The organism is Kineococcus rugosus (assembly GCF_050871975.1).
GTDB lineage: Bacteria > Actinomycetota > Actinomycetes > Actinomycetales > Kineococcaceae > Kineococcus.
Genome location: NZ_JBJLSJ010000021.1, coordinates 1 through 21,957 on the forward strand (window position 1 = coordinate 1; position 21,957 = coordinate 21,957).

Annotated in this window: 23 protein-coding genes and 1 pseudogene; 11 read left to right on the top strand and 13 right to left on the bottom strand. The window is 74.2% G+C overall.

Translation table 11 applies throughout. The annotated features are described in order from the left end of the window. Nucleotides 1-193: 193 nt before the first annotated feature. The gene (locus tag ACRYM6_RS13280; protein ID WP_432543356.1) at nucleotides 194-505 is read left to right on the top strand and encodes a hypothetical protein; all 312 of its coding nucleotides are present in this window, start codon (nucleotides 194-196) and stop codon (nucleotides 503-505) included. On the opposite strand, the pseudogene ACRYM6_RS13285 reads toward ACRYM6_RS13280, so the two are convergent. The 3 genes and pseudogenes from ACRYM6_RS13285 to ACRYM6_RS13295 form a co-directional block, all read right to left on the bottom strand. Further along, a pseudogene (locus ACRYM6_RS13285) lies at nucleotides 472-906 on the bottom strand (IS5 family transposase); the annotation flags it as partial. The gene ACRYM6_RS13280 and the pseudogene ACRYM6_RS13285 overlap by 34 nt on opposite strands. After that, nucleotides 903-2,561: an ABC-F family ATP-binding cassette domain-containing protein gene (locus ACRYM6_RS13290; RefSeq protein ID WP_432543357.1), complete on the bottom strand. Its 1,659-nt coding sequence runs from the start codon at nucleotides 2,559-2,561 to the stop codon at nucleotides 903-905. The gene ACRYM6_RS13290 and the pseudogene ACRYM6_RS13285, both read right to left, overlap by 4 nt. A gap of 237 nt (nucleotides 2,562-2,798) precedes the next feature. After that, nucleotides 2,799-3,698, bottom strand: a complete 900-nt coding sequence (locus ACRYM6_RS13295) for a macrolide 2'-phosphotransferase (protein ID WP_432543358.1) — start codon at nucleotides 3,696-3,698, stop codon at nucleotides 2,799-2,801. Between the two features lie 1,561 nt (nucleotides 3,699-5,259). Here ACRYM6_RS13295 and ACRYM6_RS13300 point away from each other — a divergent pair. Beyond that, complete coding sequence (locus ACRYM6_RS13300) at nucleotides 5,260-5,460, top strand: hypothetical protein (protein WP_432543359.1); 201 nt, start codon at nucleotides 5,260-5,262, stop codon at nucleotides 5,458-5,460. A gap of 92 nt (nucleotides 5,461-5,552) precedes the next feature. On the opposite strand, the gene ACRYM6_RS13305 is transcribed toward ACRYM6_RS13300, so the two are convergent. After that, nucleotides 5,553-5,798, bottom strand: a complete 246-nt coding sequence (locus ACRYM6_RS13305; RefSeq protein WP_432543360.1) for a hypothetical protein — start codon at nucleotides 5,796-5,798, stop codon at nucleotides 5,553-5,555. Between the two features lie 142 nt (nucleotides 5,799-5,940). Here ACRYM6_RS13305 and ACRYM6_RS13310 point away from each other — a divergent pair, with 142 nt between their 5' ends. From ACRYM6_RS13310 to ACRYM6_RS13330, 5 genes are all read left to right on the top strand, one after another. After that, the gene (locus ACRYM6_RS13310) at nucleotides 5,941-6,465 is read left to right on the top strand and encodes a DUF6584 family protein (RefSeq protein WP_432543361.1); all 525 of its coding nucleotides are present in this window, start codon (nucleotides 5,941-5,943) and stop codon (nucleotides 6,463-6,465) included. Between the two features lie 150 nt (nucleotides 6,466-6,615). Continuing rightward, nucleotides 6,616-6,909 (top strand): hypothetical protein, encoded by a 294-nt coding sequence (locus tag ACRYM6_RS13315; RefSeq protein ID WP_432543362.1) that lies wholly within the window; start codon nucleotides 6,616-6,618, stop codon nucleotides 6,907-6,909. 70 nt (nucleotides 6,910-6,979) lie between these two features. Further along, nucleotides 6,980-7,600, top strand: coding sequence for a GNAT family N-acetyltransferase (locus ACRYM6_RS13320; protein ID WP_432543363.1), 621 nt, complete (start codon nucleotides 6,980-6,982; stop codon nucleotides 7,598-7,600). A gap of 564 nt (nucleotides 7,601-8,164) precedes the next feature. Then, the gene (locus ACRYM6_RS13325) at nucleotides 8,165-9,061 is read left to right on the top strand and encodes an SDR family oxidoreductase (RefSeq protein ID WP_432543364.1); all 897 of its coding nucleotides are present in this window, start codon (nucleotides 8,165-8,167) and stop codon (nucleotides 9,059-9,061) included. Nucleotides 9,062-9,100: 39 nt separating this feature from the next. After that, nucleotides 9,101-9,532: a PaaI family thioesterase gene (locus ACRYM6_RS13330; protein ID WP_432543365.1), complete on the top strand. Its 432-nt coding sequence runs from the start codon at nucleotides 9,101-9,103 to the stop codon at nucleotides 9,530-9,532. Between the two features lie 3 nt (nucleotides 9,533-9,535). Here the strand turns inward: ACRYM6_RS13330 and paaZ are convergent, their stop codons facing one another. From paaZ to ACRYM6_RS13375, 9 genes are all read right to left on the bottom strand, one after another. Further along, complete coding sequence (gene paaZ, locus ACRYM6_RS13335; protein WP_432543366.1) at nucleotides 9,536-11,593, bottom strand: phenylacetic acid degradation bifunctional protein PaaZ; 2,058 nt, start codon at nucleotides 11,591-11,593, stop codon at nucleotides 9,536-9,538. Between the two features lie 95 nt (nucleotides 11,594-11,688). Next, nucleotides 11,689-12,489 carry a 3-hydroxyacyl-CoA dehydrogenase family protein gene (locus tag ACRYM6_RS13340; protein WP_432543428.1) on the bottom strand — a complete coding sequence of 267 codons (801 nt, stop codon included), beginning with the start codon at nucleotides 12,487-12,489 and terminating at the stop codon, nucleotides 11,689-11,691. A gap of 71 nt (nucleotides 12,490-12,560) precedes the next feature. Beyond that, nucleotides 12,561-13,349: an enoyl-CoA hydratase/isomerase family protein gene (locus ACRYM6_RS13345; protein ID WP_432543367.1), complete on the bottom strand. Its 789-nt coding sequence runs from the start codon at nucleotides 13,347-13,349 to the stop codon at nucleotides 12,561-12,563. Then, nucleotides 13,346-14,488: a 1,2-phenylacetyl-CoA epoxidase subunit PaaE gene (paaE, locus tag ACRYM6_RS13350; protein WP_432543368.1), complete on the bottom strand. Its 1,143-nt coding sequence runs from the start codon at nucleotides 14,486-14,488 to the stop codon at nucleotides 13,346-13,348. The genes ACRYM6_RS13345 and paaE overlap by 4 nt, the downstream gene beginning before the upstream one ends. Nucleotides 14,489-14,523: 35 nt before the next feature. After that, nucleotides 14,524-15,030: a 1,2-phenylacetyl-CoA epoxidase subunit PaaD gene (gene paaD / locus ACRYM6_RS13355; protein ID WP_432543429.1), complete on the bottom strand. Its 507-nt coding sequence runs from the start codon at nucleotides 15,028-15,030 to the stop codon at nucleotides 14,524-14,526. After that, entirely contained in the window at nucleotides 15,024-15,806 is a 783-nt protein-coding gene (paaC, locus tag ACRYM6_RS13360) for a 1,2-phenylacetyl-CoA epoxidase subunit PaaC (protein ID WP_432543369.1), read from the bottom strand. Before paaC ends, paaD begins: the two co-directional genes overlap by 7 nt. Continuing rightward, nucleotides 15,803-16,129 (bottom strand): 1,2-phenylacetyl-CoA epoxidase subunit PaaB, encoded by a 327-nt coding sequence (paaB, locus tag ACRYM6_RS13365; RefSeq protein WP_432543430.1) that lies wholly within the window; start codon nucleotides 16,127-16,129, stop codon nucleotides 15,803-15,805. Before paaB ends, paaC begins: the two co-directional genes overlap by 4 nt. Before the next feature lie 74 nt (nucleotides 16,130-16,203). Continuing rightward, nucleotides 16,204-17,118 (bottom strand): 1,2-phenylacetyl-CoA epoxidase subunit PaaA, encoded by a 915-nt coding sequence (gene paaA, locus ACRYM6_RS13370; protein WP_432543431.1) that lies wholly within the window; start codon nucleotides 17,116-17,118, stop codon nucleotides 16,204-16,206. Between the two features lie 169 nt (nucleotides 17,119-17,287). Then, the gene (locus ACRYM6_RS13375) at nucleotides 17,288-17,914 is read right to left on the bottom strand and encodes a TetR/AcrR family transcriptional regulator (RefSeq protein ID WP_432543370.1); all 627 of its coding nucleotides are present in this window, start codon (nucleotides 17,912-17,914) and stop codon (nucleotides 17,288-17,290) included. A gap of 174 nt (nucleotides 17,915-18,088) precedes the next feature. On the opposite strand from ACRYM6_RS13375, the gene paaI reads away from it, so the two are divergent. The 4 genes from paaI to ACRYM6_RS13395 are packed head-to-tail and all read left to right on the top strand — an operon-like array spanning nucleotide 18,089 to nucleotide 21,950. Then, nucleotides 18,089-18,562: a hydroxyphenylacetyl-CoA thioesterase PaaI gene (gene paaI, locus ACRYM6_RS13380; protein ID WP_432543432.1), complete on the top strand. Its 474-nt coding sequence runs from the start codon at nucleotides 18,089-18,091 to the stop codon at nucleotides 18,560-18,562. 38 nt (nucleotides 18,563-18,600) lie between these two features. After that, the gene (gene pcaF, locus ACRYM6_RS13385; protein ID WP_432543371.1) at nucleotides 18,601-19,794 is read left to right on the top strand and encodes a 3-oxoadipyl-CoA thiolase; all 1,194 of its coding nucleotides are present in this window, start codon (nucleotides 18,601-18,603) and stop codon (nucleotides 19,792-19,794) included. A 42-nt stretch (nucleotides 19,795-19,836) separates the two neighbouring features. Continuing rightward, complete coding sequence (paaK, locus tag ACRYM6_RS13390; RefSeq protein ID WP_432543372.1) at nucleotides 19,837-21,153, top strand: phenylacetate--CoA ligase PaaK; 1,317 nt, start codon at nucleotides 19,837-19,839, stop codon at nucleotides 21,151-21,153. Further along, nucleotides 21,150-21,950: an enoyl-CoA hydratase/isomerase family protein gene (locus ACRYM6_RS13395; protein ID WP_432543373.1), complete on the top strand. Its 801-nt coding sequence runs from the start codon at nucleotides 21,150-21,152 to the stop codon at nucleotides 21,948-21,950. The genes paaK and ACRYM6_RS13395 overlap by 4 nt, the downstream gene beginning before the upstream one ends. Nucleotides 21,951-21,957: the final 7 nt, after the last annotated feature.

The following is a 21,957-nucleotide window of genomic DNA, read 5'->3' on the forward strand; positions in this document are numbered from 1 at the left end:
CCCCCCCCCCCCCCCCCCCGCCCCCCCCCCCCCCCCCCCCCCCCCCCCCCCCCCCCCCCCCCCCCCCCCCCCCCCCCCCCCCCCCCCCCCCCCCCCCCCCCCCCCCCGGCCGGTACCAGGACGTGAGGGGGCCGACCCGCAGCGGCCACCGGTCGCTGAGCAACCTGCAGCCGCTCCGCCGCGTCCGACACCGGTGAAGACCACCGCCGCCGCTGCCGGCGCTGCCCTGCTGTCGGTGCTGCCCGTGGCCGCTCGCGGTTCCGGGCCGCTGCTGGTCCCCGCCCCCACCGGTCCCGAGGGGGCGTCCCCGGCGGCGCTGGTGAGCGGGGTGGTGGAGGAGCACGACGACTGCACCACCCTCGGCGGTCCGCCGATCCTCTGGCCTTCCGGCAGCACGTGGGACGCGACCGCGCAGACCACCACGGTGCCCCACCACGAGGGCGGAGCCGACGAGGTGGTGGTGCGCATCGGCCGGCACGTCGCGTGCCCGGGCGGCTCATGGTGAGCGCCGGGACCGCGGGCATGAGCCGTGGCCTCGCAGAATTCGGGGCGTCGGGTGTTCGTGGCGTGCTGGTGAGCCCTGCTGATCGTGGAGTCAACCGAGACCCGCCAGTCGATCTGCCCGGCCTCGTCCGCGGTCGCGAGCAGAGCTTCCAGGATGCGGTCCCAGGTTCCGTCCTCGGCCCCTCGACGGTGTCGGGACCACACCGTCTTCCACGGCCCGAACCGGGCTGGCAGGTCCCGCCGTGGGACACCAGTGCGGTACCGGTAGGCGATCGCCTCCACGATCCGCCGATGGTCGGCCCATGGACGGCCGCGACGGCCAGCGCTGTCGGGTAGCGGCGGTCGGAGGCGTTCCCACCGCCGGTCAGACACCACGGACCTGCGGGCCCAGGCGGATCTCAGACTGCCGCGCAGGCCAGGTCCAGCCGAGGCCAGGCCGCCAGGTCGGAGAGCATCTGCCGATCGTGGGTGGCGACCACGACCGCGCACGAGGTCGTGATCAGTGCCTGCGTGAGCTCATCGACCAGCACGGCGGAGAGGTGGTTGGTCGGCTCGTCCAGCATGAGCAGGTCGGGCCGCGAGGCCAGGCACAGCGCCAGGTGCAGACGCCGTTGCTGTCCCTGGGACATGCGCCCCACCGGGGTGCGCAGCGAGACCGTGTCCAGCAAGCCGAGGCCGGACAGTGCGGGCGGCCGGCCCGGCACTCCCTGCGTCTGCAGGTGCTCGATGTGAGCCTGGTACACCTGGTGGGCGGTGTGCTGGGAGTTCCAGTCAGGAACCTCCTGGGACAACAGGACCGCACGGGCCCCCTGGTGGGTCAGCAAGTGCCCCGACGTGGGGTCGACCTTCCCGGCCAGGACCCCCAGCAGAGTCGACTTGCCGGCTCCGTTCGGGCCGGTCAGCAGCAGCCGGTCACCACCGCTGACGGCGACGTCGACCGGGCCGGGCAGCCGCCCCTCGACGCTCAGCCCGCTCCCGGTCAGCACCGGCCTTCCGGCACGTACCCGCACGTCGGGCCAGGACAGGTGCCGGGGCGGCTCGGGCACCGTGATCCGGTGCTCCTCGAGGTCCTCGACGCGTCGGTTGAGGGCCTGCACGACGCCGGCGGTGCGAGTGGCCCGCTGGTGCTTTCCGGTGCCCTTGTCGGGCCGCCACCCGGTGTGCAGACGCCCCCGGGCCTCCTCCGCGGCATCCTCGAGGCGGGCGTGCTCGGCCACCTGGGCAGCGTGCTCCTGCTCCCAGCGCTCCCGCTCCCGGCGGCGGCCCTCCACCCACCCGTCGTACCCACCGGCGTAGTGGCGCGGGTGACCGTCACGACTGGGGTCCAGGTCGAGGAACGTGGTGGCGACCGCGCGCAGCAACGCCCGGTCGTGGCTGACCACTGCCACACCCCCGGGGCGCTCTCGCAGGGCTCGGGTCAGGTACTCCAGCCCCTCGGCATCGAGGTGGTTGGTCGGCTCGTCCAGCAGGAGCACGTCGGTGCTCGAGCCCAGCGCGACCGCCAGGCGCACCCGGTAGCGCTGCCCCACCGACAGCGTCCTCAGCCCGCGGTCGCGGTCGGTGCAGGCCTTCAGCCCTTCCAGGGCGACGTCGACACGCCGCTCAGCGTCCCAGGCGTCCAGGAGCGTGGCCGCCTCCAACGCGTGGGCGTAGGTGTCCTCGGCGCCGGGCTCGCCCGCAGCCAGCGCGTGGGCCGCGTCATCCAGCACGTCCAGGGCGGCCAGGCTCTCGCCCACGGCTTCCCCGACCAGGTCTCCCACGGTGCGCCCGTCCTCCACGCGCAAGGTCTGCTCGACGAGGGCGAGAGTGCCGGCGCGGGTCACGGTGCCTTCGTCCGGGGTCAGACAGCCCGCCATGACCTGCAGCAGGGTGGTCTTGCCGCGCCCGTTCTCGCCGACGACGGCCAGGCGGGACCCGGCCGAGACGGTCACGTCGAGACCGGACAGTACGGTGCGCTCTCCGAGGCGGACGGTGACGCCCTGGGCGCGTACGTGCGCGGCCGCCCCTGCAGGGAGGTCGCGCGAGAGGGTGAGGGAAGGTCGATCGGTGCGGAGCATGCGTGATCTCTCAGCTCGTCAGGGAGCCGGACGGCACGCGGGACCGCCCGGCACAGGGCCAGGACGGGCGGCGAGTTCAGTCGGGTTCGGCCGCCGTCAGCGGCGGAACCACGGCTTCGCACAGGAAGTCATGCCGACGAGCGTACGGGGAACGAGCCGGGGCCGGCCAGGCGATTTCCACGGTGGGCAGAACACCCGAGCACGCGCCCGCAGGTACGAACTGGGACACGGGGCCGGTCAGTTGCCGGGATCCAGCACGGCGCTGGCCGCAGCCGCGTCCGTCTCAGCGCCGGTGGCCAGTGCGTACAGGGCGTAACCGATCGGGGAGGCGTTCCACAGGTGACGGGCTTGAGCGGCAAGGCCCGGGTACACACGGCCTCCGGCGGCCCGGTAAGCCTGCAGGGTCACGTCCAGCATCTCCTCACCCGCAGCCCCGTACTGGGCCGCCAGATCCCGGGCCGGGTCGTCCATCCGGGCCGTGGTCCAGTCCAGCACCCCGGTGAAGGCACCGTCGTCGGCCAGCAGGACGTGCGCGGGATAGATCTCCCCGTGCGTCATCACGGTCTGCTCAGGCCAGCAGGAGTCGTCGGTCAACCACGCCTCCCAGGCTGTGGAGAGAGCAGGAGCGACGGTGAACGCTGCACGCACGCGGGCGACGTCGTCGGTCCACGACTGACGGACCTGCACGGGGGTGCGCACCTCGACCCCGGCGGCCTCGGCCTGCTCTGCGGTGATGGCGTGCAGCCGCGCGAGGAGCCGGCCCAGCCGGACGGCGTAGTCAGGGCTGGCAGGATCCATGTGCCACACCGGTTCGCCCGCCGTGGACAGGGTCAGGCCGGGCGCGCCGGGCAGGGCCGGGTAGGCGATCAGGCCGGGCTCGCGTACCTGCCAGTCGGGCACTGCGATCCCGTCGGCGGCCAGGGTCGGGCTGACCAGGTCGAGGATGCGGGCCTCAGCAGCCATCCCTGCGGTCACGTCGGGACGGCGCGGCTGGCGCAGCACCCACCGCCGCCCGGCCGTGTCCGTGGCCATGACGACCCGGTAGTCCAGGCCAGCCTCGTTGACCGTGGCGTCCTCGGCGGACAGGTGAAGGCCGTGGGAGGCGGCAAGGGCGAGGACGGCGCCGATCGTGCTCATGGAGAGACGATCTCGCCCGGGTACGGCCCAGATCCACTCGATTCCCCTTCCCCATTCGCACGCGTCGCCGTCCGACCCGCCGAGAATCACTGACGGACATGCCTTAGCACCCAGCGGTTCGCACCGCCGCGAGCACCGCTGCACTCTGCGCCGTCGTCACCGTGCCCGCACCCCAACCGGCCGCACGAGCACCCACGTCCTGCCCGATCGCCTCATCACCGAGACCGGAGGCGATGTTCCAGCAGGTCGCGGCCCCCAACGCCACGATCTGCTCGTCACTGACCCCAGCACCGGGCACCGCACTGCGCACCGCTCCCACGAACCCCGACCTGGTCGCCTCGGTCCACGCCGGCAACTGCACGCTGTCCATGACGATCGCCCCACCCACCGCGGCGTCGTCGCCTGCACCTCCCGCTGTCGCTGAGGCCCCGACCGGCACCGGAGCCTGCGCGGGCGCAGCCGGACCAGCAGCAGAAGATGCGCTGGCCGTAGCGGTGGTGGCGGGCGCGTTGGGGGTTCCACCCCGCGGTTCTCCCCCGTCGTCGCACAGGCCACCAGGACCAGTGCGAGCGGAGCGAGGACAGCCACGGCACGGCAACGGCCAGCGGACACGTAGAACTCCTTCACCACCGGGTACTGACTCTGGTCGATCGGCGTCCACCGATCGACACGCTCGAGTTCTCCCGGCAGGTTCGGCAACCGTCGACAGGCCCTCGCCGATCCCGAGGTGAGCAGCCGTCCGGTGCACCGTGATCCTCAGGCACCCTGAGGACCGTCCAACCTCCACGACGGTGAACCACCACTCCTTCACCCGATCGCACGCATCGGCGCGAACCTCGTGCCCTTGCCGCCCTGCGAGCGATCTCACAACACCGCCACGTCCAAGGCTCGAGCTCCAGAACCAGCTGGGGTTGAGGAACGGGCTGCGGTGGGGCCACAGCAGGATCAGCCACCGCTCCTGCGCAGCGTCCTCAGCGTCCGAGCCATTCGCGGCCGCGCGGGTCCACACCCGGTCGCTGGACGACTCGATGCCCTCCAGGCGCAACCGGCCCGGCGCCTGGTGTCCTGGTAGCCCGTAGAACTGCGCCCTGCGGGAGGGGGAGAGCGCCGTGACCGGGGCCGGGACGTCCGCCCACCCCACTGGGTGCGGCGGCTGGGCCGGGTGCACCTGCACCACGACCTGCAGGGCCGCGTCCTGACGACGTGACCTGGAGGAGGCGCCCGCCGGTTCGAGACGCCCCACACCGGCGACTGGGCGGGGACCGGCCGGGACGCCACCCGTCGGATCGTGCAGCGCCGGCGTCTTCCACTCACCGGTCGTCACGAACCCCCGGTACGTCTGCTTCAGCACCGACCCACCACGGCCGCAGGCTCCTTCCCGCTCGGTCGCCGCCTCACGCCCGCGGACCGTGCGGTCACGGCGCGAGCCACGACGTCGTCGGCCGTCTGGACGTGTCGAGGAGCGGGAGGGCCTGCGGCCGGGAACCGGTCACGTCGACCCCTCGCACCACGGCCTGAGCGGGAGCAGACTGCCGAGGAGGAGACCGCCGCAGTCGAGGAGATGAGCACCGTGACCGAGCACGACACGGACGCCCCGTCGGACGCCGAGGACGCTCCGGACCCCAGAGCGCGCTACCGCTCGCTGCCCGCACCGATCAGCATCGCGGACACGATCGAGAGCCGGGCCCCCTTCCCGCTGCCTCCGGACGCGACGGAGGGGACGGACCCGAACCGCGACGTCGCGGTTCGGTACCCGCTGTGAGGACGTACCGCCTCGACGCACACCTCTGAGATCCGCCGCCCCGAGGCTCCACCACGACGTCGCGGTCGTGGCACGGACCATGAGGGTCGAGGTCAGGAGGTGCCCTCGATCCTCGCCTGCCGGACCAGTTCGTCGTAGCGGTCCTCCCCCTGGTCGACGGCTCCAGGCGGCAGCACGGCGATGGACCACGGCACCTCGCACGGCCCGTCGTGCTCGGGTTCAGGGCACAGGGCTCTGCTCAACCGCTCCTGGATCTCGAACGCCTGCTCCGGCGAAGCCCACAGGCCGATCCTGATCTCGTACGTGCCCTTGCCGTTCGCTGCGTCGGTCGGCGCCATGCCCTGACGCTAGGGGCACGGTTCCACTCCCGGGCGGCCCGCTGGGTCGTGGCGCGGGTCCTGTGCTGGTGACCACGACGTGTGCGACCGAGGGAGTGAGGAGGAACGGCACACCCGGCCTGCCGTCAGGGATCATCGGACCATGCCGGTGGACCAGACCCTGACCAAGGTCGCCGCCGACCTGGCCGCGGGACGGACCACGCTGGCACGCCAGCGCCTGCGCGGGCTGGTGGCGTCGTTCCCCGACCGCCTCGACCTGCGCGATCAACTCGCCGCCGCGTACCGCCGCGACGGCGACCTGGCCCAGGCCGGGCGTTGGTCCTACCTCAGCACCCACCGCGACGAACGGGAGGTGGCCGCCTTCGAGCGCACCTACCGCGGCCCCTTCGCCCAGATGAAGGCCCTCCGCTGGCGCACCAGCGAGGACAGCGCCGGCCCGCACGCGGCCGCGCGTCTGCGCGCCGTGCGCGAGGCCGCCGAGCAGATCGCCGGCGCCCCCGTCTCCTGGCAGGACCCGCACCCGCCGGCGCCTGCCCTGACGTGGGCCGACCGCATCGCCGGCTGGGGAGGCGGGCTGATCATCATCACCGTCACCGGCTTGGTGCTGCTCGGGCTGGGTTGGCTGGTCGTGACCGCAGTCCGGCTGGTGTGGGGGTGGGTGACCTGACCGTCTCCGCTGGGCGCGACATCGGGGTTCTGGCGCTGGCCAGGACGTCGACGACTTCGCGGTCTCACCGAGGACCGAGTAGTTGAGCTCCAGCACGCCGACGTGCCCGTAGCCACCCCTGCGAGGCCTGAGGGCTGCTTCGATGCATCCGTGGACGCGCAGGACGCCGCGACTTGCGTCGCCCCCAGCGTCGACTTCGCCGCCTCGGAGCACGTCGAGGTGGAATTCCGGCAGAACGGGAAGGTCGTGGCCACCCGCGGCACCGACGTCGGCAGCGCGATCGGCGTCCAGGTCCTCATCGGCGAGATCGACGTGCACGTCAACGGCGAGCCGTACGGACAGGCGACCAGTCGCGGTCCGAGCACCCTCCATGAGGACGGTCAGCCGCGAGGAAGCACCTGCCTCAGCGGTCCTGGCTGCCCCACGGAACCGCCCATCGGCTGAGGCGCGACCACCGGCGCCGACGAGCGGACGGTGCTCCCCGGTGTGGCGCTGCGGCTGCGATCCTGCAGCGGTGAGGCGCCCCGGCCACGATCCCCACGACGAGCACCACGACGTCCATCCACCCTCCGAGGACACCAGGACCCTGCGGCTGTCGCTGCGCCGTCCCGCGGACACCGACGTGGCCGAGCTCTTCACCGTGTACTCCGACCCCCGGGTCTGGCACGACGACCCGCTGCTGCGTCACACCAGCACCGCCCGGACCCACGACCGCGTCCAACGCTGGGGTGAGAGCTGGGATCGTTACGGCATCGGGTTGTGGGTGGTGCGGGCGCTGAGCGGTCCCTCGGCCGGGACCCTGGTCGGAGTCGGCGGCTGCAGCCTGCCCACCGCCACCGCGACCCCCATCGCGTGGAACCTGGCTTTCACCCTGCGCCCGCAGGTGTGGGGACAGGGGTACGCGCAGGAAGTCGCCGCCGCCGGGCGCGCCTGCGCGCACGCGCTGCGCCCGAGCCTGCCGGTCACCGCGGTGGTGGCCGCCCGCAACCTCCGCTCGCGGCGTGCGGTCGAACGAGCTGGGCTCCGCCGAGCGTGGCGGGGCCGGGACCCCGAGGACCCCGACCCGACGGCGCAGCTGCTGCTGTACGCCGATCGGGCGCTGAACGAGGACCAGGTGCGCGTCCTCACCACCTGACCGCTCCCGTCCTCGACCAGCGGTCGGACGGACCTGCGACGCGCAGCTCCTGGGGTTCAGCGGCCACAGCCGACGTCACGGTCGCAACACCGGACGAGCGCGACGCGGCTGACCGGGACCGGCGATCGTTGAACTGCCTCTCGAGGAGCGGGTCCCGGGAGGTGAGCTGGATGACCTCCACGCCGCTGCCGCACTCGTCCACTCGATCCGCCGCCGCTCACCTGGTCATCGACCGCCAGCCGTTCCCCGGAGGGCAGGACGCCGTGGTCCGTGTCCTCGTCCCCCGTGGTCCCCGTCTCCCCGACCACGACCTCATCGCCGAGCGTGAGGCAACCGTGCTCCTCCCCGATCACGGCTCCGTCGCAGGCTGCTGCCGGAGCGTCTCTCGAGGCTCGACCGGCAACCGCCGCCGACCGGCCCGGCCGGTCACGACGCGCGCTCGGCGCGCCGGGGCGAGGTCCTCGCGCGTCCCGGCACCGCAGGCCGCAGGAATCCGGTGGTCCGGGGAGTGAGCCGCCCGGTTCGGGGTAGGTCACCGTCAGAGACCCACCGACGGAGGTAGCCATGTCCCAGGACCAGACCGAGCAGCAGGACCCGCAGCAGCAGTTCGCCCAGCCGGACGCCGAGGGCGAGCAGATCCCGCACCCCGGCCGCACGCCGGAGATGGGTGACGAGCCCGACCACGGCGAGGACTCCTACCGGGGCAGCGACCGCCTGGCCGGCAAGAAGGCGATCATCACCGGCGGCGACTCCGGGATCGGGCGCGCGGTGGCGATCGCGTTCGCGCGCGAGGGCGCCGACGTCCTCATCGCGTACCTGCCGGAGGAGGAGGAGGACGCGCGGACGACGATCGGCCACGTCGAGCGGGCCGGGCGCAAGGGCGTCGCGGTGCCCGTGGACCTGCGGGAGGAGGACGCCTGCCAGCTGGTCGTCGACCGCGCCGTGGAGGAGTTCGGGCGGATCGACGTGCTGGTGAACAACGCCGCCTACCAGATGGCGCAGCCGGGCGGCATCGAGGACATCACCACCGAGCAGTTCGACCGGGTCCTCAAGACCAACCTGTACGCCATGTTCTGGCTGTGCAAGAAGGCCGTCCCGCACATGCAGCCGGGGGCCACCATCATCAACACCTCCTCGATCCAGGCCTACCAGCCCTCTCCCCCGCTGCTGGACTACGCCACCACCAAGGCGGGCATCGTGAACTTCACCAAGGGGCTGGGCCAGATGCTGGCGGAGAAGGGCATCCGGGTGAACTCGGTGGCCCCGGGCCCGATCTGGACGCCGTTGATCCCGGCGACCATGCCGGAGGAGAAGGTCGCGACCTTCGGCGAGGACGTCCCGCTGGGCCGGGCGGGGCAGCCGGCGGAACTGGCTCCGGCGTTCGTATTCTTCGCCTCGCAGGAGTCCAGCTACATCACCGCCGAGGTCCTGGGCGTCACCGGCGGGTCGCCCCTGGCCTGAACCGCGCCGGGCGGGGTCCGGGGCCGCTAGTTTGACCTGGTGGACCCCGGTACCCCGCCCGTGAACCCGCTGACCGCCGCCCGCCCGGACCTGGACCTGGGGGACCTGGACCGCAAGCTCGGGGTGGAGGTCCTGGAGGCGTCGGCCGAGCGGCTGGTGGCGCGCATGCCGGTGGCGACGAACACGCAGTCCTACGGCCTGCTGCACGGGGGTGCCTCGGCGGCGCTGGCCGAGGCCACCGGGTCGTGGGCCGCGGTCCTGCACGCCGGTCCCGGGCGCGGCGCGGTGGGTGTGGAACTGAGCATCACCCACCACCGCAGCGCCCGGGAGGGTTCCCTCACGGCCGTCGCCACCCCGCTGTACCGGGGGCGGACGATGGCCACCTACGCGGTGGCCATCGCCGACGAGCAGGGACGGGCGGTGTGCTCGGCCCGGATGACGTGCTACCTGACGGGCCCGGCCGCACCCTGAGGTTCAGTGCTGCTTGGCGACGAGGGTCAGCACGTCGTAGGTGGCGACGAGGACGTCGTCCTGGTTGTACAGGCGCGCGTCCCAGCGGACCTCGCCGTGGTCGGCGTCGACGCGGGGGGCGATGGACTTGGCGGTGAGTTCGACCCGCACGGCGTCGCCGGGGTACACGGGGGTGAGGAAGCGCAGGTTCTCCAGGCCGTAGTTCGCCAGGACCGGTCCGGGCTGCGGTTCGACGAACAGGCCGGCCGCCAGCGACACGAGGAAGTACCCGTGGGCGACGCGGCCCTCGAAGAAGGGGTTCGCCGCGGCCGCCGCCTCGTCGGTGTGGGCGTAGAACCGGTCGCCGGAGAACTCCGCGAAGTGGTCGACGTCGGCCAGGGTGATCTCGCGGGGCCCGGCCTCGACGGTGTCACCCACGCGCAGCTCGGCCAGCGACAGCCGGAACGGGTGCTCGGCGGGGGTGGTGCGGGGGGCGCCGGGGACCCAGGTCCCGGTGACGGCCGACAGCGCGCGGGGGGAACCCTGCAGCGCGGTGCGCTGCATGTGGTGCAGGACGCCCCGGATGCCGCCGAGCTCCTCCCCGTCGCCGGCGCGGCCGGGGCCGCCGTGGGTGAGGTGCGGCAGCGGGGAGCCGTGCCCGGTGGACTCCGGCGCGGAGTCGCGGTCCAGCACGAGGACGCGCCCGTGCCAGGGCGCGACGCCGAGGACGACGTCGCGCACGACGTCGGGGTCGTTCGAGACGACGGACCCGACGAGGCTGCCGCGGCCGCGGGCGGCCAGCTCGACCGCCTCGGCGGTGCTGCGGTACGGCACGACGGTGCTGACCGGCCCGAACGCCTCCACCTCGTGCACCTCGCTGCGGCCGGTGTCCTGGGCCAGCAGCAGCAGCGGGGCCAGGAAGGCGCCCCGCTCGGCGTCGGCGCCGAGGGTGTCGACGCGGTCGGGGTCGCCGACGACCAGGCGCGCGGCGCGCCGGAGCTCGGCGACGCGGGCGCGGACCTCCTCGCGCTGGGCGAGGCTGACGAGAGCGCCCATGGTGACGCCCTCGGCCTGCGGGTGCCCGACGCGCACCTTCTCCTCCACGCGGGCCTGCACGGCGGCCACGACGTCACCCACGAGCCGGTCGGGGACGAGGGCGCGGCGGATCGCGGTGCACTTCTGCCCGGCCTTGCTCGTCACCTCGGTGACGAGCTGGCGGACGAACAGGTCGAACTCGGGGGTCCCGGGGACCGCGTCGGGTCCCAGGAGGGAGAAGTTCAGGGAGTCGGCCTCGGAGGTGAAGCGCACTCCCCCGCCCAGGACGGCTCGGTGCGTGCGCAGGGAGTTCGCCGTGTCGGCCGAGCCGGTGAACGCGACGAGGTCCTGGTCGCCGAGGACGTCGAGGACGCCGCGGGCGCTGCCGGAGAGCAGCTGCAGGCTGCCCTCGGGCAGCAGGCCGCTGGCCAGGGCCGCCCGGACGACGCTCTCGGCGAGGTAGGCGGTCTGGCTGGCGGGTTTGGCGATGGTGGGGACGCCGGCGAGGAAGGCGGGCGCGAACTTCTCCAGCAGCCCCCAGACGGGGAAGTTGAAGGCGTTGATCTGCAGCGCCACCCCGCGCCGGGGGGTGTAGACGTGCTGGCCGACGAACTGGCCGCCGCGGCCGAGGGCCTCGGTGGGCCCGTCGAGGACGACGTTGCCGGCGGGCAGTTCCCGGCGGCCCTTGGAACCGTACGTGAACAGCACCCCGATGCCGCCGTCGACGTCGACGCGGGAGTCGCGCCGGGTGGCGCCGGTGCGGGCGGAGGTCTCGTGGAACCCGTCCTTGAGGCCGTCCAGGTGCTGGGCGAGCTGCTTGAGGATCAGGGCGCGTTCGGGGAACGTCAGCGCGCGCAGGGCGGGGCCGCCGACGGTGCGGGCGTGCTCGGCGGCAGCGGCCACGTCGGGGGTGGTGGTGCCGATGCGCGCGACGGGTTCGGAGGTCGCGGCGTCCAGCAGCGCGGTGGTCGCTCCCGAGGGGGAGATCCAGCGCCCGGCGATGAAGCTCTCGACGGTGGCGACGTCGCGGATCGCGGTGGCAGTCATCGGTGATCCTCCTCGAGGTTTCCCTCACTGACCGAACGTTCGGTTGTGTGACCGTATCCGGACGGCCCGCCCCGGTCAACCGCCCCAGGCGGGGTTCACCAGGTGTAGAAACCCCGGCCGCTCTTGCGCCCCAGCTCCCCGCGCGACACCTTCTCCCGCAGCAGCTCCGGGGGGGCGAACCGCGGTCCCAGGGTCCGCTCGAGGTGCTCGGCGATCCCGAGCCGGACGTCGAGGCCGACGAGGTCGGTCAACCGCAGCGGCCCCACCGGGTGCTTGTAGCCCAGCGTCATCGCCGCGTCGATGTCCTCGGGCGAGGCCACCTCCTCCTCGACCATGCGCACCGCCTCCAGGCCCAGCGCGACCCCGAGGCGGCTGCTGGCGAAACCCGGGGAGTCGCGCACCACCACCGCGGTCTTGCCCATCCGCCGCACCCATCCCCGCGCCCGGTCGACGAGCCCGGCCGGGGTCGCGGCCCCGACGACGACCTCCACGAGGGCCGAGGCGGGGACCGGGTTGAAGAAGTGCAGCCCCAGGAACGGCCGGTCGCCCGACAGGACGGTGGACAGTTCGCCGATGCCGAGGGACGACGTGTTCGAGGCCAGCACCGCGCCCGGCTCCAGCGCGGCGTCCAGACCGGCCAGGACCTCGGCCTTGAGCGCGGGGTCCTCCGGGACGGCCTCGACGACCAGACCGGCCGGGCGCAGGAACCCCGGCCCGACCCCGACCTCCAGCCGGGCCAGGACCGCGTCGACGTCGAGGTCGGCGCCCCGTTCGGCGCTGGCCCGCACCGCCTTCCCGACCGCGTCCCGGGCCTGGTCGGCGCGCTCGGCGGAGGACTCGGCGACCAGCACCCGCGCCCCGGCGAGCAGCAGGGCGTGGGCGATGCCGGACCCCATGCGCCCACCGCCCAGCACCCCGGCGACGTCCGGCAGGTCCTCCGCGCCGGCGTCCCGGCCGGTCGTGGTGCTCACGCGTCCTCCCGCCTCGTGCGCCGTTCCAGGAAGGCCGTCATGCGCTCGTGCTTCTCCTCGGTCTCGAACAGGACCGCCTGGGCGACGTCGTCGAAGGCCGGGTGGGCGCCCGGCGGCATCCGCAGCGCCAGCTTCGTCAGCCGCAGCGCCAGGAGGCCGTTGCGCAGCACCCGGTCCAGCAGGCGGTGCGCGGCGGGCAGCAGGTCGGGGACCTCGACGACCTCGGTGACCAGGTGCGCGGCCAGGCACTCCCCCGCGTCCAGGACGCGGCCGGCCAGCAGGACCTCCTTGGCCAGGGGTTCGCCCACCAGGTCCCGCAGGCGCCAGCTCGCCCCGGCGGCGGCCAGGATCCCCAGCCCGGCCTCGGGGTTGCCGAACCGGGTGCGGGGGGTGGCGATGCGGAAGTCGCAGGCGTAGGCCAGTTCGGCCCCGCCGCCCAGGGCGTGCCCGTCGACCGCGGCGACGGTGGGCAGCGGCAGCCGGGCGATGCGGTCGAAGACGCCGGAGTTGATGCCGCGCAGCGCGTCGTCGCGACGACGGTCGCGCAGTTGCCGGATGTCGGCGCCGGAGGCGAACACCCCGTCACCGCCGGCCAGCAGCAACGGGCGGGGTTCGCGTTCCAGGCCGGCGCACAGCGCGTGGAGGGCGTCGACGAGCCCGGTGTCGACGGCGTTGCGGGTGGCCGGCCCGTGCACGGTCGCGACGACGCGGTCGTCGAGCTCCTCGACGACCAGCGCGGTCGGGGTCCGGCCGTCCGTGGAGGACGCCGGCGGGGCGCCGCTCACCGGTCGAAGTCCACGACGACGCGCTCGGACAGCGGGTGCGCCTGGCAGGTCAGCACGTACCCGGCGGCCTTCTCGGCCGGTTCCAGGGCGTACTCGTGCTCCATCCGCACCTCCCCCTCCACGACCAGGGCGCGGCAGGTGCCGCACACCCCGCCCTTGCAGGCGTAGGGCGCGTCGGCGCGCTCGCGCAGCACCGCGTCCAGGACCGGTTCGTCGTCGGCGGGCACCTCGATGGTCGTGCTGCGCCCGTCCAGGACGGCGACGACGGTGCTCAGCCGGCCCCGGTCCTCCCCCTCCCGGCGCGGGCGGCGCGGGGTGGGCCCGGCACCGGCGACGTGGAACAGCTCGTGGTGGACGGCCTCGTCGGGGACCCCGGCCTCGCGCAGCGCGCCGCGGCAGCCCTCGACCATCTCGGCCGGCCCGCACAGGAACCACTCCTGCACGTCCCCGGGGTCCAGGACCTCGGTGAGCAGGAGCCGGAGCTTGGCCGCGTCGATGCGGCCGGACAGCAGCGGCGCGTCCCGGGCCTCGCGGGAGAGGACGTGGATGAGCTGCAACCGGTCCGGCCAGCGGTCCTTCAGATCGGCCAGTTCCTCCAGGAACATCACCGAGGCCGAGGTGCGGTTCCCGTAGACGAGGGTGAAGCGGCTGTCCGGTTCGGTCCGCAACCCGGTCTCCAGCAGGGAGATGACCGGGGTAATGCCGCTGCCGGCGGCGATCGCGGTGCAGTGCCGGACCCGGCCGGGGGTGAACTCGACGCCGAACCGGCCGGCGGGGGGCATGACGTCCAGGACGTCGCCCTCGGCGAGCTCGGAGGTGGCCCACTCGCTGAACGTGCCGCCGTCGACGCGCTTGACGGCGACCCGCAACCGGCCTTCCCCGGCCGGGGCGCAGATGGAGTAGCTGCGGCGGGCCTCCTCGCCGTCGATCGTGCGGCGCAGGGTGAGGTGCTGGCCGGGGGTGAACGCGAACTCGGCGCGCAGGTCCTCGGGGACGTCGAAGGAGATCGCCACCGCCTCCTCGGTCAGCCGTTCCAGGCCGCTGACCCGCAACGGGTGGAACCCGGTCCGGCCCCGGCGGGCGGGCGGGCGGGCGACGGCCGCGCCGGGGGCGCCGGTCTCGTCGTGCGTGGTCGTCATCGACTGCTCCGTCGTGTCGGGGGTCCGGCGGGACCTCAGTGGTCCTTGAAGTGGTCGAAGGGTTCGCGGCAGTCCCCGCACACCCACAGCGACTTGCACGCCGTGGAGCCGAACCGGCTGAGCTCGCGGGTGCGCGGCGAGCCGCAGCGCGGGCAGCGCAGGGACAGCGTCAGCGGGACCGGGCCACCCGGGACCCGCTGCGGGGGCGCGATGCCGTACTCGCGCAGCTTGCGCCGGCCGTCCTCGCTCATCCAGTCCGTCGTCCAGGCCGGGGTCAGCGTGGTGCGGACGACGACGTCGGGGAAACCCGCCTCGTGCAGGCGCTGCACGACGTCGTCGCGGATGGTCTGCACCGCGGGGCACCCGGAGTAGGTCGGGGTGATGGTGACGTGCACCGCGCCGTCGCGGGCGGTGACGTCGCGCAGGATCCCCAGGTCGTCGATGCTCAGCACCGGCACCTCGGGGTCGGGGACCTGCGCGGCGACCGAGCGGGCGCGCTCGACGCCCGCGGCGTCCAGGGCGGCCCCGGTGGCGGTCACCAGGTCGCTCCCGGGTGGGACCTCCACAGGTGCTGCATCTCGGCCAGCAGGAACCCGAACGTCTCGGTGTGCAGACCGCGCCGGCCGCCGGTGGCGACCCGGGGGTTCGCGGGCCGCTCCAGCGTGGCCTCGGCCAGCACGGCGTCGAGCTCGGCGTCCCACCCGGCCCGCAGCGACCCGGGGTCCACGGCGACCCCGGCCGCGACGAGCGCGCGGACGGTGTCGTCGGCCTCGAACAGCTCCGCGGTGAAGGGCCACAGCCGGTGCAGGGCGGCCCGCACTCGGCGGTGGCTCTCGGCGGTCCCGTCGCCCAGGCGCAGCGTCCACTGGACGGCGTGGTCGCGGTGGTAGGCGACCTCCTTGACGCCCTTGGCCGCGACCCCGGCGATCACCTCCTCGGAACTGGCGGTCAGCCCCTCGTACAGCCGGTGCTGGAACAGGAAGAAGAACAGCTGCCGCACGATCGTCCCGGCGAAGTCGCCGTCGGGCTGCTCGACGAGCTGGCAGTTCAGGAACTCCCGCTCGCCGCGGCCGAACGCGAGGGCGTCCTCGTCGCGGCCGGCGCCCTCCAGCTCCCCGGCCCGGGTGAGCAGGGGCCGGGCCTGACCCAGCAGGTCCAGGGCGATGTTCGACAGCGCCACGTCCTCCTCCAGCTGCGGGGCGCGGGTGAGCTGGGCGCCCAGGCGCTGACCGAGCACGAGGGCGTCGTCGGCCAGCCGCAGCAGGTAGCGGACGGTGTCCGCGCGCAGGTCCTCCCCCGCCGTCGTGGCGGTGCTCACAGGTGCTCCACCCCCGCCGGGACGTCGTAGAAGGTCGGGTGGCGGTACGCCTTGTCGGCCGCCGGGTCGAAGAACGCGTCGCGCTCGTCGGGGCTGGAGGCGGAGATCGCCGCAGCCGGCACCACCCACAGCGAAACCCCCTCCTGGCGGCGGGTGTAGAGGTCGCGGGCGTTGCGCAGCGCCATCGTGGCGTCGGGGGCGTGCAGGCTGCCGACGTGGCTGTGGGACAGCCCGCGGCGCCCGCGCACGAACACCTCCCACAGCGGCCAGTCCCGCCGCGAGGCCGCGGTCGGTCCCGGCGACCCGGCCGGGACCCCTTGCAGGGGAACGGCTCCGTGACCGCCCTCGGCCTGCGCCGAGCCCGCGACGGGGTCGGCGTCGGGGTCCCGGGGGCCGCTCACGCCGCCACCTCCGACCGCGCGGCGCGGGCGGCGACCTTGTCGGCGTACGCCGTGGCGGCCTCGCGCACCCAGGCACCCTCCTCGTGGGCGCGGACGCGGTGCTCGACGCGCTGGGCGTTGCACGGGCCGTTGCCGCGGACCACCTCGTGGAACTCGTCCCAGTCGATCGGCCCGAACCCGTGGTGGCCGCTGTCGGCGTCGAAGCGCAGGTCCGGGTCGGGCAGGGTCAGGCCCAGCGCCTCGGCCTGCGGCACGGCCATGTCGATGAACCGCTGGCGCAGCTCGTCGTTGGAGAACCGCTTGATGCGCCAGGCCATCGAGCGCTCGCTGTTGGGCGAGGCGTCGTCGGGCGGGCCGAACATCATGATCGAGGGCCACCACCAGCGGTCCACCGCGTCCTGGGCCATCGTGTGCTGCTCGGGCGTCCCGTGCGAGAGGTGGTGCAGGATCTCGAAACCCTGCCGCTGGTGGAAGGACTCCTCCTTGCAGATGCGCGTCATCGCCCGGGCGTAGGGCCCGTAGGAGCAGCGGGTGATGGGCACCTGGTTCACGATCGCGGCCCCGTCGACGAGCCAGCCGATGGCGCCCATGTCGGCCCAGGTCAGCGTCGGGTAGTTGAAGATCGAGGAGTACTTCTGCTTCCCCGTGTGCAGCAGGTCCAGCAGTTCGGCCCGGTCCACCCCGAGGGTCTCGGCGGCGGAGTACAGGTACAGCCCGTGCCCGGCCTCGTCCTGGACCTTGGCCAGCAGGATCTGCTTGCGGCGCAGGCTGGGGGCTCGGGTGATCCAGTTGCCCTCGGGCTGCATGCCGATGATCTCCGAGTGCGCGTGCTGGGCGATCTGCCGGATCAGCGTCCGGCGGTAGGCGTCCGGCATCCAGTCGCGCGGCTCGATGCGCTCGTCCGCGGCGATCGTGGCCTCGAACCGCGCCTCGAGCTCGGTCCGGGACTCAGCTCGGGACTCAGCTCGGGACTCGTCCTGGGTGGGCACGGGATCCTCCTCGAAACCGACCGAACATTCGGTCACACTGTGGCCCGGTCCAGCCGCCCCGTCAAGCCGTCCCCGCCCCGGCGGGCCGGGGTCAGCGGGCGCGCAGGCCGTCCAGGACGAGGGTGAGGACGCCGTCGGTCAGCCGGCCGGCGTCGGGGCGCAGGCCGCTGCGCGAGCGCGCGTCGCGCGGGCCCTCGGGGCGGTACCACTCGACGACGGAGTTGATCATCCCGAAGACGAGGCGGGTGGCCAGCGCCGGGTCGACGTCGGCGCGCAGCGCCCCCTCGGCCGCCGCGGCGCGCACCAGGGCGACGACCTCGGCGTCGAAGTCGCGGCGCCGGGCCAGCGCCCACTGCTCGGTCCCGGTGTTGCCGCGCACCCGCAGCAGCAGCGTCACGTACGGCAGCTCGGCCACCAGGACCTCGACCTCGCGGCGCAGGACGTGCTCCAGCCGGCCGAGGCTGGGCCCGGAGGTGGCCCCCGGCTCGGCGAGCACCGCGAACAGCGGGTCCAGGGCGCGCTCCAGGGCCAGCCGCAGCAGGTGCTCCTTGCCCTCGACGTGGTGGTAGATCGAGGACTTCGAGACCCCGGCGGCGCGAGCGAGGTCCTCCATGCTGGTCCCGTCGTACCCGCGCTCGGTGAACACCCGGACGGCCACGTCGAGCAGCGAGGCGACGTCGTAGCGCTGGACGCGGCGGGCTCCGGGAGCGGTGGTCACGGGGCGATCCTGGCACGCCGCGGCCGCCGGGGACGCGCCCGCGTGCGCGCGGCATTGACGACGGGCCCGCTCCCCGCTGTACTGAACGTTCGGTCGGTGCACCACGAGGACGAGGAGGCCACCGTGACGCAGCACGACACCCCGACCGGCCCCGCCGCCGGCCACGCCCAGGACCTGGACGCGGACCTGGGCACGGACCTGGGCACGGACCTCGACCCGGAGGCCGCCCCCGCGCGGGCCCGCGACCTCGCCGAGCGCAGCGTCGCGGCCCTGCGCACCGACGACGCCGTCGCCCGCGACCTCGGCATCGAACTGCTGGAGGTGGGCCCGGGCGCGGCCCGGGTGCGCATGAGCGTGCGCCCCACCATGACCAACGGGTTGCGGACCACCCACGGCGGCTACGTGTTCGTCCTGGCCGACACCGCGTTCGCCTACGCCTGCAACTCCCGCGGCCGGACCACGGTCGCCGCCGGGTGCGACATCGCCTTCCTGGAACCCACCGGCGCCGGCGACGTCCTGGAGGCCGTCGCCACCGAACGCGCGCTGCGCGGGCGCAGCGGGATCTACGACGTCAGCGTGCTGCGCGGCGACCGCGTCGTGGCCGAGTTCCGCGGCCGATCCCGCGCGCTCGGGCCGCCGCCGCCCTGATCCCGCCCGGCCCGACCCCGCCCCAGGAACGAGACGAGATGCCCACCGCCTACCTCATCGACGGCACCCGCACCCCCATCGGCCGCTACGGCGGCGCGCTGGCCGGCGTGCGCCCGGACGACCTGGCCGCCCACGTCCTGCGCGCGCTCGCCGCCCGCAACCCGGGCGTCGACCTCGAAGCGGTCGACGACGTGGTGCTCGGCTGCGCCAACCAGGCCGGGGAGGACAACCGCGACGTGGCCCGGATGGCCGTGCTGCTCGCGGGCTACCCGCAGACCGTCCCGGGCACCACGGTCAACCGGCTCTGCGGGTCCGGCGCCGACGCCGTCGCGATCGCCGCGCGCTCGATCGTGGCCGGCGAGGCCGACCTCGTGGTCGCCGGTGGCACCGAGAGCATGAGCCGGGCCCCGTTCGTGGTCGGCAAGGCCGACACCGCGTTCTCCCGCGCCCCGCAGATGCACGACACCACGATCGGCTGGCGCTTCGTCAACCCCGCGCTGGAAGCGGTCCACGGCACCGACTCCATGGGCCAGACCGCGGAGAACGTCGCCGAGCTCGACGGCGTCGGCCGCGCCGACCAGGACGCCTTCGCGCTGCGGTCCCAGCAGCGCGTCGCCGCCTCCCGGGCCGTGCTGGCCGAGGAGATCACGCCCGTCACCGTCCCCGGTCGCCGGGGCGACACGGTCGTCACCGAGGACGAGCACCCCCGCGAGACCTCCCGGGAGGCGCTGGCCCGCCTGGAGCCGGCGTTCCGCCCCGGCGGGACGGTGACCGCGGGGAACTCCTCCGGCGTCAACGACGGCGCCGCCGCCCTGCTGCTGGCCTCGGAGGAGGCGGTGCACCGCTACGGCCTGACGCCGCTGGCCCGCATCGGCGGCGCGGCCACCGCCGGGGTCGAACCGCGCCTCATGGGACTGGGCCCGGTGCCGGCGACGGAGAAGCTGCTGGCGCGCACCGGGCTGTCCCTCGGGGAGATCGACCTGCTGGAGCTCAACGAGGCCTTCGCCGCGCAGTCCCTGGCGGTGCTGCGCCGCCTCGGGCTGCCCGACGACGCCGAGCACGTGAACCCGCACGGCGGGGCCATCGCCCTCGGGCACCCCCTCGGCGTCAGCGGCGCCCGCCTGGTCCTGACCACCGCGCTGGAACTGCGCCGCCGCGGTGGCCGCCACGGCGTCGCCACGATGTGCGTCGGCGTCGGCCAGGGGATCTCCGTCCTCGTCCACGCCGCCTGAGACCCACCCCCGCCACCCGTCACCGCCGACCAGGAGCACACCGTGGAAGACCTCAGCCCCCGCCCCGGCGACCTCGAACCCGTCGAGACCGCCTCGCGCGACGAACTGCAGGCCCTGCAGCTGCAGCGGATGCGGTGGTCCCTGCAGCACGCCTACGACAACGTCGCCCACTACCGCAGGGCGTTCGACGACCACGGCGTCCACCCCGGGGACCTGCGGGAACTGTCGGACCTGTCGATGTTCCCCTTCACCGTCAAGCAGGACCTGCGCGACAACTACCCCTTCGGCATGTTCGCCGTCCCCCAGGACCGGGTCGCGCGCGTGCACGCCTCGTCCGGCACCACCGGGCAGCCCACCGTCGTCGGCTACACCGCGAAGGACGTCGAGAACTGGTCCCGGGTCGTGGCCCGTTCCATCCGCGCCGCCGGGGGCCGGCGCGGGCACAAGGTCCACGTCGCCTACGGGTACGGGCTGTTCACCGGTGGCCTGGGCGCGCACTACGGCGCGGAGGCCCTGGGTTGCACCGTGATCCCCGTCTCCGGTGGGCAGACCGAGCGCCAGGTCCGGCTCATCCAGGACTTCCGGCCCGAGGTGATCATGGTGACGCCCACCTACATGCTCGCCATCCTCGACGAGATGCGGCGGCAGGGGGTCGACCCCCGTTCGACGTCGCTGAAGGTCGGGATCTTCGGCGCCGAACCCTGGACCGACGAGATGCGCCGCGAGGTCGAGGAGAGCCTGGACATGCACGCCGTGGACATCTACGGGCTGTCCGAGGTCATGGGCCCGGGCGTGGCCAGCGAGTGCGTGGAGACCAAGGACGGCCTGCACGTGTGGGAGGACCACTTCTACCCCGAGGTCGTCGACCCCCTCAGCGGCGCCGTGCTGCCCGACGGGGAGTACGGGGAACTGGTGTTCACCACCCTCACCAAGGAGGCGCTGCCCGTGGTGCGCTACCGCACCCGCGACCTCACCCGCCTGCTGCCCGGGACCGCCCGCGGGATGCGCCGCATCGAGAAGATCACCGGCCGCACCGACGACATGATGATCCTGCGCGGGGTGAACGTGTTCCCCACCCAGATCGAGGAACTCATCCTGCGGACCCCCGAACTGTCCCCGCACTTCCAGTGCGTCCTGGTCCGGCCCGGGCGGATGGACGAGATGATCGTGCGCGTCGAGCGCCGCGAGGAGTGCCCGGACGCTACCGCGCAGGACGCCGGCCGGCTGCTGGGCAAGCTCGTCAAGGACAACATCGGGATCACCGTGCAGGTCGAGGTCGTCGACCCCGACGGCATCGAGCGCTCGGTCGGCAAGATGCGCCGCATCGTCGACCTGCGCCGCCCGAGGGTGGACGCGTGAGCGACGCGCCCGGCGCCGTCCGCCTCGACGTGGACGGGGCGCTCGCGCACCTGGTCGTCTCCCGCCCGCACAAGCGCAACGCGCTGGACCCGGCCGCGGCCGCGGACCTGTCCTCGGCCCTGGGCGGGCTGGAGGAGGCCGTCGCGGCCGGGCGGGTGCGGGCCGCGGTGGTCACCGGGCAGGGGTCGGCGTTCTGCGCCGGCCGCGACATCACCGGCGTCGACCCGGCCGCCGAGGACCCCGGCCGGGTCCTGGCCGACGTGTTCAACCCCCTCGTGCAGCGGCTGGCCGACCTGCCGGTGCCGACCGTGGCCGCCGTCGAGGGCCCGGCCCTGGGAGTGGGACTGGGTCTGGCGCTGGCCTGCGACCTCGTGGTCGCCGCCGAGGACGCGAGGTTCGGCTCGCCGTTCGCGCGCCTGGGCGCCGTCCTGGACTCCGGCGCCCACCTGCTGCTCGCCGAGCGCATCGGCCGCCCCCGCACCCTGGAACTCGTCTACACCGGTCGGCTGCTGACCGGCGTGGAGGCGCACGCGTGGGGCCTGGTCACCGCCACCGCGGCCCCCGGGCGGGCGCTGGCCGAGGCCGACGCGCTCGCCCGCACCCTCGCCGACGGCCCGACGCTGGCGTTCGCGGCCAGCAAGCGGCTGCTGGGGCGGCTGCGCGACGAGGGCCTGGACCTGGCCGCGGTGCTGGCCGCGGAGGCCGACGCCCAGCGCGCCGCGGGGTCCAGCGCCGACTACGCGGAGGGTTTCGCGGCGTTCCAGGCCAAGCGCGCACCCCGCTTCACCGGAGCCTGAACCGATC

Bases quoted from the DNA above. Each gene is read 5' to 3' on its own strand.
- ACRYM6_RS13300 (WP_432543359.1), top strand. From the start codon at position 5,260: ATGAGCACCGTGACCGAGCACGACACGGACGCCCCGTCGGACGCCGAG.
- paaE (WP_432543368.1), bottom strand. From the start codon at position 14,488: ATGACGACCACGCACGACGAGACCGGCGCCCCCGGCGCGGCCGTCGCC.
- ACRYM6_RS13340 (WP_432543428.1), bottom strand. From the start codon at position 12,489: ATGGGGTCCGGCATCGCCCACGCCCTGCTGCTCGCCGGGGCGCGGGTG.
- ACRYM6_RS13290 (WP_432543357.1), bottom strand. From the start codon at position 2,561: ATGCTCCGCACCGATCGACCTTCCCTCACCCTCTCGCGCGACCTCCCT.
- pcaF (WP_432543371.1), top strand. From the start codon at position 18,601: ATGCCCACCGCCTACCTCATCGACGGCACCCGCACCCCCATCGGCCGC.
- ACRYM6_RS13305 (WP_432543360.1), bottom strand. From the start codon at position 5,798: ATGGCGCCGACCGACGCAGCGAACGGCAAGGGCACGTACGAGATCAGG.
- paaZ (WP_432543366.1), bottom strand. From the start codon at position 11,593: ATGACTGCCACCGCGATCCGCGACGTCGCCACCGTCGAGAGCTTCATC.
- ACRYM6_RS13325 (WP_432543364.1), top strand. From the start codon at position 8,165: ATGTCCCAGGACCAGACCGAGCAGCAGGACCCGCAGCAGCAGTTCGCC.
- ACRYM6_RS13310 (WP_432543361.1), top strand. From the start codon at position 5,941: ATGCCGGTGGACCAGACCCTGACCAAGGTCGCCGCCGACCTGGCCGCG.
- ACRYM6_RS13295 (WP_432543358.1), bottom strand. From the start codon at position 3,698: ATGAGCACGATCGGCGCCGTCCTCGCCCTTGCCGCCTCCCACGGCCTT.